The 12,640-nt window shown below is 69.7% G+C and carries 12 protein-coding genes; 9 read left to right on the forward strand and 3 right to left on the reverse strand.

The genetic code is table 11. From position 1 onward, the window contains the following. Window positions 1-32 precede the first annotated feature (32 nt). From OWR29_RS26210 to OWR29_RS26220, 3 genes are all read left to right on the forward strand, one after another. Window positions 33-227: a hypothetical protein gene (locus tag OWR29_RS26210; protein WP_267566076.1), complete on the forward strand. Its 195-nt coding sequence runs from the start codon at window positions 33-35 to the stop codon at window positions 225-227. A 39-nt stretch (window positions 228-266) separates the two neighbouring features. Next, a complete protein-coding gene (locus tag OWR29_RS26215; RefSeq protein ID WP_267565890.1) occupies window positions 267-629 on the forward strand; it encodes a hypothetical protein in 363 nt (120 codons plus the stop codon). 146 nt (window positions 630-775) lie between these two features. Next, entirely contained in the window at window positions 776-1,375 is a 600-nt protein-coding gene (locus OWR29_RS26220) for a cadmium resistance transporter (protein WP_267565891.1), read from the forward strand. Window positions 1,376-1,525: 150 nt separating this feature from the next. Here OWR29_RS26220 and OWR29_RS26225 read toward each other — a convergent pair whose 3' ends face one another. Beyond that, the gene (locus OWR29_RS26225; RefSeq protein WP_267565892.1) at window positions 1,526-2,518 is read right to left on the reverse strand and encodes a helix-turn-helix domain-containing protein; all 993 of its coding nucleotides are present in this window, start codon (window positions 2,516-2,518) and stop codon (window positions 1,526-1,528) included. Window positions 2,519-3,053: 535 nt separating this feature from the next. Here OWR29_RS26225 and OWR29_RS26230 point away from each other — a divergent pair. Continuing rightward, a complete protein-coding gene (locus OWR29_RS26230) occupies window positions 3,054-3,557 on the forward strand; it encodes an STAS domain-containing protein (RefSeq protein WP_267565894.1) in 504 nt (167 codons plus the stop codon). A gap of 121 nt (window positions 3,558-3,678) precedes the next feature. Here OWR29_RS26230 and OWR29_RS26235 read toward each other — a convergent pair whose 3' ends face one another. Further along, the gene (locus tag OWR29_RS26235; protein WP_267565895.1) at window positions 3,679-4,644 is read right to left on the reverse strand and encodes a helix-turn-helix transcriptional regulator; all 966 of its coding nucleotides are present in this window, start codon (window positions 4,642-4,644) and stop codon (window positions 3,679-3,681) included. After that, complete coding sequence (locus OWR29_RS48155) at window positions 4,622-4,867, reverse strand: helix-turn-helix domain-containing protein (protein WP_369077359.1); 246 nt, start codon at window positions 4,865-4,867, stop codon at window positions 4,622-4,624. Before OWR29_RS48155 ends, OWR29_RS26235 begins: the two co-directional genes overlap by 23 nt. A gap of 923 nt (window positions 4,868-5,790) precedes the next feature. On the opposite strand from OWR29_RS48155, the gene OWR29_RS26240 reads away from it, so the two are divergent. The 5 genes from OWR29_RS26240 to OWR29_RS26260 are packed head-to-tail and all read left to right on the forward strand — an operon-like array spanning window position 5,791 to window position 12,359. Next, window positions 5,791-6,186, forward strand: coding sequence for a pilin (locus OWR29_RS26240; RefSeq protein WP_267565896.1), 396 nt, complete (start codon window positions 5,791-5,793; stop codon window positions 6,184-6,186). After that, a complete protein-coding gene (locus tag OWR29_RS26245) occupies window positions 6,186-7,100 on the forward strand; it encodes a TrbL/VirB6 family protein (RefSeq protein WP_267565897.1) in 915 nt (304 codons plus the stop codon). Before OWR29_RS26240 ends, OWR29_RS26245 begins: the two co-directional genes overlap by 1 nt. Beyond that, entirely contained in the window at window positions 7,097-8,050 is a 954-nt protein-coding gene (locus OWR29_RS26250; protein ID WP_267565898.1) for a PrgI family protein, read from the forward strand. The genes OWR29_RS26245 and OWR29_RS26250 overlap by 4 nt, the downstream gene beginning before the upstream one ends. A gap of 5 nt (window positions 8,051-8,055) precedes the next feature. Continuing rightward, the gene (locus OWR29_RS26255; RefSeq protein ID WP_267566071.1) at window positions 8,056-9,855 is read left to right on the forward strand and encodes a VirB4 family type IV secretion system protein; all 1,800 of its coding nucleotides are present in this window, start codon (window positions 8,056-8,058) and stop codon (window positions 9,853-9,855) included. After that, window positions 9,852-12,359, forward strand: a complete 2,508-nt coding sequence (locus tag OWR29_RS26260; RefSeq protein ID WP_438872657.1) for a type IV secretory system conjugative DNA transfer family protein — start codon at window positions 9,852-9,854, stop codon at window positions 12,357-12,359. The genes OWR29_RS26255 and OWR29_RS26260 overlap by 4 nt, the downstream gene beginning before the upstream one ends. Window positions 12,360-12,640: the final 281 nt, after the last annotated feature.

Raw genomic sequence — 12,640 nt, forward strand, 5'->3', positions numbered from 1 at the left:
GCGGCGCAATACCAGGACACCTCGCGCATCCTGTGCTCGTCGATCAGCCGGTCGAAGATCCGCTTGATGGTGTGCCGCTGCTTGACCGGAGCATCGAGATCACCGCGCAGCATGTCGTCGATGACCGGCTTGAACTCATCCAGCTTCGACGGCCGCGGCGGCATCCGTCCGGCCCGGCGGGCCTCGGCGCCTGCCGCCGCCCAAGATCGCGGCATGAGATGCTGTGATCTCGCTGCGACAGGCAACGGACGCTGGTAGGAGGCGCGGTGACACGACGGTGGCCGGGCCCCGTGCTGCTGACCGTCCTAGCCTTGGTGATCTACCTGATCACCCCGGATCGGCTGCCTGCCACGCAACAGCCTCACCCGCTGCCCGGCGGCGGGCAGAGCTGGCTGGCCGGCAGCGCCCACGATCCCGCCCAGCACCCTCAGCTGACCTCCGACGGCGTCACCATCCTGCCCCGCGCGGACACCCAACCCGCCGGCGCCGACGCGGCCCTGCTGCCGCTGCCCGCGTTCAGCCCGCCCCTCGCGGACCCGTCTCCAGGGCGCCTGAGTGACAGGCCGACCTGGCAGTCCATCGCCGCATGGCAGCCCGACCTGCACGCCCTGCAGATCCTGCGCTGCTGACTGAGCCCGGGCCGGGCACCACCTGCCGCACGCCGCCACATGGCGCGGCGGCCCCGTTGTGCCGTGCCCTCCGCGTCCTCATCAGCAGCATCTTCAGAGGTTGATCACATGCAGACATCTGTCATCGGCACCCCGGCGGGGCGGTCATGAACCTGAGCATCATCGGACAGGCCGCGGGCCTGTTCGCGGTCACCAACATCGACGACATCCTGATCCTGGCCCTGTTCTTCGCCCAAGGCGCAGGCCACCGCAACACCACCCGCAACATCCTCGCCGGCCAGTACCTCGGCTTCGCCGGCATCCTCGCCGTCGCCGTGGCAGCCGCGGTCGGCGCTACCTTCCTGCCGGACGAGGCCGTACCCTACCTCGGCCTGCTCCCGCTGGCCCTGGGCATCAAAGCCGCCGTCCAAGCATGGCGGCACCGCAACGACAACGACGACGACCAGAGCGAGGCGAACAACGACGCTCCGGGGATCCTCGCCGTCGCCGCCGTCACATTCGCCAACGGCGGCGACAACATCGGCGTCTACGTGCCGGTCTTCGCCACCGCCGGAGCCGGCGGCATGACCGTTTACGTGATCGTCTTCCTGCTCCTGGTCGGCGTGTGGGTCGCTGCCGGGCGCTTCTTCGCCACGCGCCCGATCATCGCCAAGGCACTCAGCCGCTGGGGACACATCATCCTGCCCATCGTCCTGATCGGCATCGGCCTGCTCATCCTCATCGAGGGCGGGGCATTCGGCCTATAAACCCCTGACAACGGAGCGGGGGTGCCCGGCCGGGCACCCCCGCTCCGTTGTCGTTCACCACACTTCAGGTTTCCTGGCACTGGGGCCCGTAGTCGATCGGTTCCGCCTGCCCTGGCGCCTCTTATCGGGTCGGGAAGCATCTTGGGCTGTTCATTTGCCGCGGAGGTGGCCTCGTTCGGTGAGGTGTTCAGCCGCGCTGGGTGTGGCTGGGGAGAATTCCGAAGCGGCGTCGGTAGGCGACTGCGAACTGGCTGGCGCTGGCCCATCCCCCCGGCGGGCGATCTCGGCGATGGTGCCGCGTCGGGCGCGCAGGTCCTGCTCGGCTCGCTCGAGCCGGATTCGGCGTAGGTATTGGGTCGGGGTGGTGTCGTAGTGGCGACGGAAGGCGTATTGCAGGGCCCGTGCGGTGACGCCGGCTGCGGCGGCGATCTGGTCGATGGTGATGGGCTGGTCGGCGTGAGCGTGCAGGAAGGCGGCGGCGCGGCGTACCGAGACCGGGGTTACCCAGGCGGGACTGGGCTGGTAGGCGACGGTCAGCGCGGTGCTCGGGAAGGTGTGCAGGGCGGTGATCGCGGTGGTGCGGGTCAGCTCCTCGATCATCAGCGGGCTGACGCTTGCGTCCTGCGATAGCAGGGCCGCGGCGACGAGGTCGATCAGTGTGGACCACTGTCGGGCCATCGTCGCCGACACCGGGGTGGTGGAGGTGAAGCGTAGATCGGATCCGCGGATTCCCAAGGTTTGTTCGGCTGTCGTCTCGATCCGGGCCGCGGGTAGTTGAAGGGTTTTCGCGGCCATGTCGAACATGTCCACCACGAAGGGCACGCCCAGCGGGTAGAAGGTCTGGTCGCCGGCCAGCAGCATCGTCTCCTCGGCGCCGTTGCGGATCCGCATCTGCCCGTTGTCCAGGCCGAAGAACAGATAACTGTCGAACGGGGCGGTTTCACCGCGGTAGTCGAGGGTGGAGCGGATGCGACCGGCGCCAATCTGCGCGGTTTGAGCGCCGGCCGCGGCGAATCGGGTTCCTTCACCGACCGCGAGCATCACTACCCGGCAGTCAACGTACATCTGCCTGAGGTACTCCTCGGTCTCGGCCTCGTCCTGTGACGACACCCCGAACCGTGCCACCTGATCGGACCCGCCCATCGCTCCTCCCGGGTGTCCCCTATTCGCACGCCTACCGCACGAAGCGCATGCCTGCCACACGAAGTCACCCGGACCGGCAATCCGCGCATCCTGGCCACCGCCGGGCTTGATCTTGCCGTTGCGCCGGGCAGTGCTGGTTCATGAAGCAGTGCTGGTCCATGGACAGGGGCAACACCGTCCCGACGGGTCGTCGACCGGCGACCGTGCCTACCAGCTGTCGGCGCACGCGGCCCGGGCAAGCGAACGCGCCGCAGCGCGGGCCGACACCGCCCAGCGGCTCAAGGACCGGGCCGTTGCCGCGCATCGCGCCGCCGTCCTCGCCCGCGAACGTGTGGAACGGCTCCGGGCTGCCCGTCCGCAACCAGCGGAGCAAGAGTTCGCAGGTCACGCAGCGACGCAAGATCACGATCGGCGAGTTGCGGCGACCTGATGCGTCGCCTGCGCAGCGCCGCACCTTCGTTTGCCGCACAACGACGTCAGGCGCTGTGCGTTTCGCGCGGTAGCCGGCGTAGTTGTTCGCGACGAATGTCGGGTTGTGACGGTAGCTCCCGAGGGCATCACCGGCCGCTGGTGCCACTGGGACCAGGGGCCGGACAGCCGGCCGCGTTTCGTCGCCGTCGGCGAGCTCGACCGCGACGTCGTGGCGCCCCTGGCTGCTGTGCTGAACGCAGTCGAGCCCGGTTCTCACCCGGTCGTCGACATCGATCTGGCCGGGGTGACCTTCCTCGACGCTGCCGCGACTCGGGTGTTGCTGCAGTACCGGGAGGCCGCTGAGCGTCGGGGCGGCGCTGTCCGCCCGATCAATGCGGCCGCCGGGGTCCAAGTTGTCATCGACATCCTCTGGGCGGACCCGCTGTCCAGCGCCCGGGACCGGGTGACCAGACCGGCCCGCAGGCAGCGGTCCGTCGCCGAGTTGCTGAGCTTTTCCGCCGAGATCACCGCGACGGCCCATGACACCGTGGCACGGTCCCAGGCCTTGTGCGCACGGCTCGCACTGGGCCGCCGGCTCAGCGCCGATCCAGGCGCCGAGGGATCGTGACGTCATCGCAGGCGACGCGAATACACACCGGTGGCCACCGCGCCGCACGTTCGGCCTCTTGCCGATTGGTTTGACCCGGGTCGGATCCTTGCCCGGCGGGTACGACCTGACCGCCTTCGATTCAGCCCTGGCGCAACGTCGACGACGGCGGATGGCCGTACTCCTGGCCATATGCCGCGGTGAACCGGCTGTGATCGGAAAATCCCCACCGGGCGGCAATCTGGCCGACTGTCGTCACCGCCGGATCGGCGCCGAGCAGATCACGGTGTGCCCGGTCCAGCCGGACCCGCCGCAGGTATGCCATCGGCGTGGTCCCGAGATGACGCCGAAACGCCAGCTGCACCGCGCGGACGCTTACGTAGGCGGCGGCCGCGATATCGGCCACGGTGATGTCACGGTGTGGGTGCTCGTCGATGAACGCGATGGCGCGGCGCAGGGTGGCGGAGTGGGCGTCGCGGCGGTCTTCGATGGTCGGATCGGTCAGCGCGTTGTTCGGAAAGACCGAGAGGGCGGTGGCAGCCAGCAGCCGAGCGACGCTGGCGACCAGCAGCGGCGACACCAGCGCACCGGGCTGACCGGCTACGGACTGCGCGTAGCCGTAGGAGCTTTCCCACAGCCGGGCGGCCTGCGAGGTAACGGGCGTGTACCCGGTCAGGCGCACCGGTTCCCGCCGACGGCCGGGAGCGGTGTCGGCGACCCGGCTGAGCAGGGCCGGGTCGATCGACGCGATTCCTATGTCCAGGTCGGCGCAGCTGACGGTGCAATATTGATCGGGCTGAAAGCAGAGAACGACATCTCCGGGGCCGATGAGCCGTTCGCCGTCGTGGGAACGGTAACTGGCCCGCCCGGAGCGCAGGTGCCCGATGGTGATCACGCCGATCGGCGGCGACTCGGCTTCGTAGGAAAAGGAGAACCTCATGTCGTCGAGGCGGACCGCCGGGGACAGCTGAGCCTGGCTGACGCGCATCCCGCCGTGCCGGCCGTGGGCTTCGAGCCGGAGATGACCACTGTAGGTGTCCCGCATCAGCTGCTCGGCGACGGCGATGTCCGTCGTCTCGAAAGACTCACTCACCAGATGCGCCTCCATTCAAACGCGCGCAAGGTCCGGCTGGGCAGCAGCCGAACCGTTGCTGGTAGGCGGCGGTGAACTGGCTGGCGCCGGCCCACCCCCACCGGTGCGCGACGGCGGCGACGGTCAGGCCACCGGCCGGGTCACCGGCACGCAGCTCTGCGTCGGCCTGCTCCAGGCGGACCCGACGACGGTACCCGCTCGGGCTGATGTCGAGGTAGCGGCGGAACGCACACTGCAGCCCAGCCTAAGTGCCGGGCGCACGCATTCATACCCGGCCAGATGAAGAAGACCGGTACGGTGCACGGCGGCCCCGGCTCGCGGCTACCGAAAACGCCCCCAAGTTGCCCGGTGTCACCAGTGACAGTGCAGGTCAGCGTCTGGTTGAGCTGCCCACATTCGACCCGGCGTTGCCCTGACGCAGCCGCCCGGGCGGGAGCTTCGCCGACCGCGTCGAGGATGTGGTCACAAACGCAGCAGTAGAGCCACATGCCGCTGTCCCTGTCGGCACAAAGTCAGCTGAGGAGGGAGGCGCACTCATCTCGGCGCATCCAAGCACAGAGAGGCTTCATGATCCCTTGCACGCAGCGTAATCGGGATGCTGAGGGAGCCGTTGGCGCCGCCGGGTGGTAATGATCCGCAAGTGGTGCCGGTTCTGGCGAACATCGCGACGAGCGGTGCCGGTGAAGTGGTGCCGAAAGTCGCGAACAATTGGTGCCCAAACTCGCGAACGAAGCCAGCCATCCGCCGGCCGTCATGAAATGTGGTTCTGAACTGCACTGTCAGCGCTGTTGGAAGCGTGTCAGTTCGGCGTCAGACAGCCGAGTGTTCGTCACAGCGCACAAACCCCGGTTTGAGGGTGCGGAACCGCCACGGCACCGAAAACAAGGTGTCCGGCGCGGTCCCTGCCCGCCGCCGAGCCCCGAACTTTCGAGGGTCGGGCGACGTGAGCCCGGGGACGTTCTCGGGTGCCGCGCCTTTGATGCGCTGACACCTCATCACCAGCGAAACCCGAATAGGGAGGACGAGCTCCTCCCGAGACTCCCGGTTCACCTCGCCTGCGTCCTTCGTCTCGGACGCCCGGCGGCGGTCCCCTTTTCCGCCGTTTCGAGCACGCCGCGCACCCCGTCTGTTCGCCGGGTGCGCGGCGGGAGGTGACCACTCATGTCCCGCACACTGCGGGCACGCCTACGTGTCCCGAACATTCACCCTCTAGCTACGGCCCGCCGGGCCGTCCGCTACGCCGTGCCGCTGGGCACGGCAACACTGATCCTGCTCACCCCGGCCGCAGCGCACGCCGATCCCGGCACCGTGGTCCTGGCGGCGTACAGCCTGCCTCAGGTGGTGGCGAACCTCCGGGAATGGATCATGGGGATCCTTTTTGCCGTCGCCACTCTTTTCGGGGTTCTCGCCGGGGTGTACTGGTCGACCGCCGGCGGCGATCCTGCCCAGGTCGACAAGGCTAAAGGCGCGTTGAGGAACGCGCTGATCGGCTACGGCCTGGCCGTGCTCGCCCCGGTCTTGCTGCAGGTCGTGGGCGGCATCGTCGGGGCCGGCTGATGGGCTGGCTCGATCCGAGTAGCTGGCTCGACGGCATCCTGGACTGGTTCGCCGGGCTGCTGCTGGACAGCCTAAACACCATGATCGCGGTGATCACCGATGTTCTGCTGATCACACCGAACGTCACCGGGCTGCCGCAGGTGCAAGCCCTGACCGGCCGAGCCGTCCTGATCGTCGACACGGTGTTCGTGCTCGTGTTCCTCGCCGCCGGGGTGCTGACTATGACCAACCAAGGCGACGAACGTTCCCGCTACACCGTCAAGGACCTGATCCCGCGCTGCGTGGTCGGGTTCATCACTGCCCACTTCTCCCAGCTGATCGCCGGCCAGATGATCGATCTGGCCAACGCGCTCACCGGGGCGCTGACCGAACAGAACTTGGACTCCGACGGCGCGTTCCAGGCGATGCGCAACCACATCACCACCGCTGGCCAAACCGGCGGGATCGTATTCCTGGTCTGCGTCGCGATCATCCTGTTCCTGATGGCCGCTACGGGCTGCTCGGCGATCGTCCGGTTCGTGATCGCGCTGGTGCTGACCGCCAGCGCTCCGATCGCGCTGGCGTGTCACGCGCTGCCGCAGACCGATCCGGTTGCCCGGTTCTGGTGGCGTTCTTTCGCCGGGGTCTTGGCCGTACCGATCCTGCAGGGTTTCGTGCTGTTCGCCGCCCAGTGGATGCTGCTGGACCCGCAGGCGATGTTGCCGCTGCTCGGCCTGCCGGTCGAGTCCGGCAGCGTGTTCAACCTGTTCGTCGTCATGGTCCTGCTTTGGACCTGCGTGAGGGTGCCTGGCCTGGTCCGCCGCTATGCCACCGAGGGCGGGCGGGGTAACAACTTCCTCGGCGCCGTGGTGCGGGTCGTGATCGTGCAGCAGATCAGCCGAACTCTGCCCGGCATCGGGAGGGCGTTCCGATGAACGACCGCCGAGAATCCGAGGTCGTGCGGGCCCGGATGCCCGCCGACGTCGACGCCGCCGACAAAGTCGCCTACGGATTAACGTTTCGCCAGCTGGCGATCCTCGCCGTCGCCGCGGTCTTCTGCTACGGCGCTTGGAACGCCTTGCACGATGTCGTGCCGATACCGGTGCTGGTCGGCGGCGGCGTCGTGCTCAGCGGGCTGGTGTTCGGGCTCGCCGTCGGCCGGCGTGATGGGCTCCCGTTGGATGTGTGGCTGTTCGCCGCGGTGCGGCACTCGCGCGCACCGCGGGCGCTGTCGACCACCGACTCAGGCGCCAAGATCCCCGACTGGGTCGAGGCTTCGAAGACGAAGGTGATGTTGCCGGCGCCACTGAAGCTGCCCGCCGACGCCATCGGCGACGACGGCGAGATCACCCTCGGCGGCTCCCGGGCGGCGATGGTCGCCGCGACCAGCGTCAACCTGGCGTTGCGCACCGGCGACGAGCAAGCCGCGCTGGTCGACACGTTCGGCCGCTGGCTCAACAGCTTGTCGACGGCGACGCAGATCGTCGTGTCGGCGCAGCCAGTCGACCTGCACTCGCACGCCCGCACCGTGGCCGCAGCCGCCGACAGCATGCCGCACCCGGCGCTCGCCGACGCTGCAGGCGACCACGCGAAGTTCCTCGACGATCTCGCTGAGCGCCGCGATCCGCTGCGCCGGCAGGTCCTGATCGTCACCCGCACCAGCGTGGGGGAGCGCGGCGATCACGCCGCCCGCCGCCGCGCGGACGGCACCGTGCGTGCGCTGTCCGGGCTCGGGCTCACCACCCGCGTCCTGGACGGGCACGCCGCCACCGCCGCCCTGGCCGCGGCGGCGGACCCGTACCGGCCGCCGCGCCCCGGCGGTCTGGCGGCCCCCAACACCGTCATCACCGGCCCCGCGCCGGCCACACCCTGGAGACAATCGTGAAGACACTGGCCCGCAAACGCGGCAGAACCCCGCCCGAACCCTCCGACCACCCGACCTCGTCGTTGGCCGCCGCCGCGGCGCCCGCCTCCGTCGAGGTCACGCCCCGCTACCTGCGCGTCGGCGCCGGCTACGCCGCCACTCTGGTGGTCACCGGCTACCCGGCCGAGGTCGGCCCGGCCTGGCTCGAACCCCTGCTGTCGTGGCCGGGCCGGCTGGACCTGACCCTGCACATCGACCCGATCCCCGCCCCTACCGCCGCGGCCCGGCTACGGACCCAACGCGCCCGCTTCGAATCGTCGCGGCGGGCGGACGCGACGAAAGGCAAACTCGCCGACCCGTACGTCGAGGCCGCCGCCGACGACGCCGCCGACCTCGCCGAACGCCTCGCCCGCGGCGTGTCGAAACTGTTCCGTGTCGGCCTTTATCTGACGGTGCACGCCCGCACCGAGGCCGAACTCCTCGAGGCGTGCGCCCAGGTCAAGGCCGCCGCCGCGTCCACGCTGATCGAGGTCCAGCCGGCCACCTGGCGGCATCTGCCCGGTTGGACCACCACCCTGCCCTTGGCGACGGATTCGCTGCAGATGCGGCGGACCATGGATACCCAGGCCCTGGCCGCCGCCTTTCCTCTGGCGTCGGCGGATCTGCCGGCGCCGCTGCCCGGTGACCCTGCGACCAACGGCGGGGTGCTGTACGGCATCAACCCGGATTCCGAGGGCATCGTCTGGTGGGACCGATGGAGCCAGGAGAACTACAACTCGATCGTCTTGGCGCGCTCCGGCGCCGGAAAGTCGTACTTCGTCAAACTCGACGTGCTGCGGCAGCTGTACCAGCAGGTGCGGGTCGCCGTCGTTGACCCCGAGGACGAGTACCTGCGCCTCGCGGACGCGGTCGGTGGAACCATCGTGCGGCTCGGCGCCCCCGGAGTGAAGATCAACCCCTTGGATCTGCCGGTCGGCGACAGCCGTCCGGACGTACTCACTCGCCGTGGGCTGTTCCTGCACACGCTGATCGCGGTGCTGCTGGGCGAGGTGCCGCCACCGGCCGAACGCGCCGCCCTGGACCGGGCCATCCTCGCCGTCTATCGGCGGGCCGGGATCACCGCCGACCCGGCCACCCACCACCGACCGGCCCCACTGCTGGCCGATCTCGCCGCGGTCCTGCACGCCGACGACGATCCGGCCGCCGCCCAGCTCGCCGCCCGGCTCGCCCCCTGGGTGGCCGGATCCTTCGCCGGACTGTTCAACGGCCCGACCACCACCCGCCCCGACGGGCACCTCGTGGTCTGGAGCCTTCGGCAACTGCCCGACGAACTGCGCACCGTCGGCACGCTGCTCGCGCTGGACGCGATCTGGCGCAGCGTTGACGCCCCCGGCCGCACCGGGCTCGGGGTGCGCCGCCTGGTGGTCGTGGACGAGGCGTGGCTGCTGATGCGCGACGGCGAAGGCGCGAAGTTCCTGTTCAAGATGAGCAAGGCGGGCCGCAAACGCAACGCCGGCCTGTCGGTGATCACGCAGGACGTCGCCGACGTGCTCGGCACCGACCTCGGCCAAGCCGTCGTCAGCAACGCCGCCACCCAGGTGCTGCTCAAACAGGCACCACAGGCCATCGACAAGGTTGCCGACGCGTTCGGGCTCACCGGCGGAGAGCGGCGCATGCTGCTGTCCGCCCGGGTCGGCCACGGCCTGTTGATCTCTGGGGCGAATCGGACCGCGTTCGAGGCGATCTCGTCGCGGGCCGAACACGCCCTGGCCACCACGAAGCCGTCCGACCTGGCAGGCCTCGACGACCAGGAGGCCGACCTGTGAGCCCACCCCTGCTGTCACCCTCCACTCCGGCGCCTGGTCCTTCGGGACCGGGCGCCGATGTCATTGTGCCGCCGAGCGCGCCCGCGCAGTGGATCCTCGACGCCGCAGCGTGGGCGATCCAGCGGCCCTGGCTGATCGGCGTCGCCGCCGGGCTGCTCATCGCGTACATCGCGGCCCAGAACATCCTGGCCGGGTGGCGGCACCGCCGCCACGCCGAAGGCGCCCGGCTGGTCACGGTCGCGCCGCCACCGGAGGTCGACGCCGCCTCCGCCGCCGCGTTGTGGGCGAACCTGCACGGCACCCTCACCCCGTCGGCGAAACGGCGGCTGCTTTACGGCAGCCCGCACGTGGTGTGGCAGTACACGTGGACCGGCCGGCAGCTGATCATCAGCGTGTGGGTGCCTGGCACCGTGCCGCAGGGCGCGGTCGAGGCCGCAGTCCGTGCCGCCTGGCCGGGCGCGGCCTGCACCACCAACAACGCAGCGCCGCCGATCCCGCTCGGCATGCCGCAGGCCACCGGCGGACACCTGCTGCCACAGGCCGCGGAATGGCTGCCGTTCAACACCGACCACGACAACGACCCGCTGCGAGCGTTGATGTCGGCCGGCTCGCAGCTCAAGAACGACGAGCACGCCTGCGTGCAGGTCCTCGCCCGCCCGGCCCCACCGAGGCGGGTGGCTCGGGCACGCAGGGCGGCCGGACGGCTGCGTGACGGAAAGACCGCGATCCCGGCGATCAACCTGGCGGCGCCGCTGCTGTGGCTGCTGGAGATCTTCCTGCCCGGCCGTAGTACACCAGCGCGCAGCGCCACCCCTGCGGTCCGGCGTGATCCGGGCGTCGAACGCGATGTCCGCGCGATTCTGGACAAGACCGTCCACAGCCTGTGGACAGTCGGTATCCGTTACGTCGTGGCCAAGGACAACGAACGCGGCGGCGTCCACGCCCGCGACCGGTTGCGGGGCATCGCCGACACGATCGCCTCCGCGTACGCCGTCTACGCCGGCCGCAACCGGCTCGCCCATCGCACCCGGATGGGCCAGCCGGTGGCCGTGGTCGCAGCCCGGCGCCTCGGCGCCGGGTTCCTCGCCTCCACCCCCGAACTCGCCGTCCTGGCCGCGCTGCCGCGGGATCTGGCCGTGCCGGGCCTCGATCGGGCGCGGGCCAAGTCGATGCCCGCGCCGGTGGCGGTCCCTGCCGGCGGGCGTGGGGTTAAGGTGATCGGCGACGCCGAGATCGGCGGCCACCCGGTCGCTGTGGCGGTATCCGACGCCCGCTATCAGATGCACGTGGTCGGCGCGACCGGCTCGGGCAAGACGACGCTGCTAGTGAACATGGCCGTCGACGACATCAAGGCCGGACGCGGCACCGTGGTGATCGACCCGCACGGCGACCTCGTGCTGGACATCCTCGACCGGCTGCCGGCCTCGGTGGCGGATCGGGTGGTGCTGTTCGACCCCGATCAGCCCAACCCGCCCACGATCAACCCGCTCGAGGGCGACGACCCGGACCTGGTGGTCGACAACATCGTGAGCATCTTCGGCAACATCTTTGCCAAGGCGTGGGGGCCGCGGATGGACGACGTCATGCGCGTCGCCTGCCTCACCCTGCTCAAGCACGCCAACGTGACGCTGCAGCACATCCCGCCGCTGCTGAACTCGGCGCAGTTCCGGTCGGCGATGACCGTCGGCCTGGACGACCCGGCCGGCTTGTCGGGGTTCTGGCAGTGGTACGACTCGCTCAACCCGGCCCTGCGCTCACAGGTCATCGGACCCGTGCTGGCTCGGCTGCGGTCGTTCCTGCTGCGTGACTTCGTCAAACGCACCATGCGCTACCCGAAGTCCAGTTTTGACATGGGCAAGGTCCTCGACGGCGGCGCCCTGCTGGTGCGCATCCCAAAAGGCCAACTGGGGGAGGACACCAGCAAACTGCTCGGCTCCCTGATCCTGGCGCAGGTGTGGCAGGCCGCCACCGCCCGCGCCACCATCGAGCCGGACCGGCGCCGCGACGCCACGCTGATCATCGACGAGGCACAGAACTTCCTCACCCTCGCCAGCAGCCTGGACAGCATGCTGGCCGAGGCCCGCAAGTACCGGCTGTCGATGGTCCTGGCCCACCAGGACCTGGCCCAGTTCCCCAAGGACCTGCTCGCCGCGGCCAGCGCCAACGCCCGCAACAAGATCTACTTCTCGGTGGCACCCGAGGACGCCCGCGTCCTGGCCCGCCACACCCAGCCCGAGCTCGCCGAACACGACCTCGCCCACCTGGACGCCTACACCGCGGCCGCCCGGCTGGTCGTCGCCGGACGGCAGACACCGGCGTTCACCTTTAAGACCCGGCCACCCAAGCCGGTCGTCGGCGAGGCGACCGCCATCCGGCAGGCAGCCGCGGCCCGAGTGCCGGCGCAGGACACCAGCGCCATCGACGAACTTGTCGACAAGTTCTCCGCACGGCCCGACGACCGACGGCAGCAGCGCGGCAAGAACGGCGAGAAGCCGAAAACCTGAGCACTGCACGTTCTGTCAGCACGCCGAAAGGTCGTCGGCGACAGACCTGAAAGTCTGTCACCGCAGCTCAGCAGCCTGCGAGCACACCTTCCGTTCGGGCTTCACCAGCCCTTCACCACCGAGCACCCCGTCGTCCTGACAGAACCAACGGAAGTGCCCTGTTCCCGCAGCACAGCGCCGCTGAGCGAGCCTCTGCGGCCGCTGCGCGTACTCCGACACCCCTCCAACGGAGGGACAACCTCCTCGCCTGAAGGAGCCTCACTCGTGTCCACCTCGGACTA

Origin of the sequence: Paractinoplanes pyxinae, assembly GCF_026626335.1 — a bacterium.
GTDB lineage: Bacteria > Actinomycetota > Actinomycetes > Mycobacteriales > Micromonosporaceae > Actinoplanes > Actinoplanes pyxinae.

What these genes read in the sequence shown, in the direction of transcription:
- OWR29_RS26220 (WP_267565891.1), top strand. Translation starts at nt 776, where the DNA reads ATGAACCTGAGCATCATCGGACAGGCCGCGGGCCTGTTCGCGGTCACC.
- OWR29_RS26225 (WP_267565892.1), bottom strand. Translation starts at nt 2,518, where the DNA reads ATGGGCGGGTCCGATCAGGTGGCACGGTTCGGGGTGTCGTCACAGGAC.
- OWR29_RS26235 (WP_267565895.1), bottom strand. Translation starts at nt 4,644, where the DNA reads ATGGAGGCGCATCTGGTGAGTGAGTCTTTCGAGACGACGGACATCGCC.
- OWR29_RS26240 (WP_267565896.1), top strand. Translation starts at nt 5,791, where the DNA reads ATGTCCCGCACACTGCGGGCACGCCTACGTGTCCCGAACATTCACCCT.
- OWR29_RS26245 (WP_267565897.1), top strand. Translation starts at nt 6,186, where the DNA reads ATGGGCTGGCTCGATCCGAGTAGCTGGCTCGACGGCATCCTGGACTGG.
- OWR29_RS26250 (WP_267565898.1), top strand. Translation starts at nt 7,097, where the DNA reads ATGAACGACCGCCGAGAATCCGAGGTCGTGCGGGCCCGGATGCCCGCC.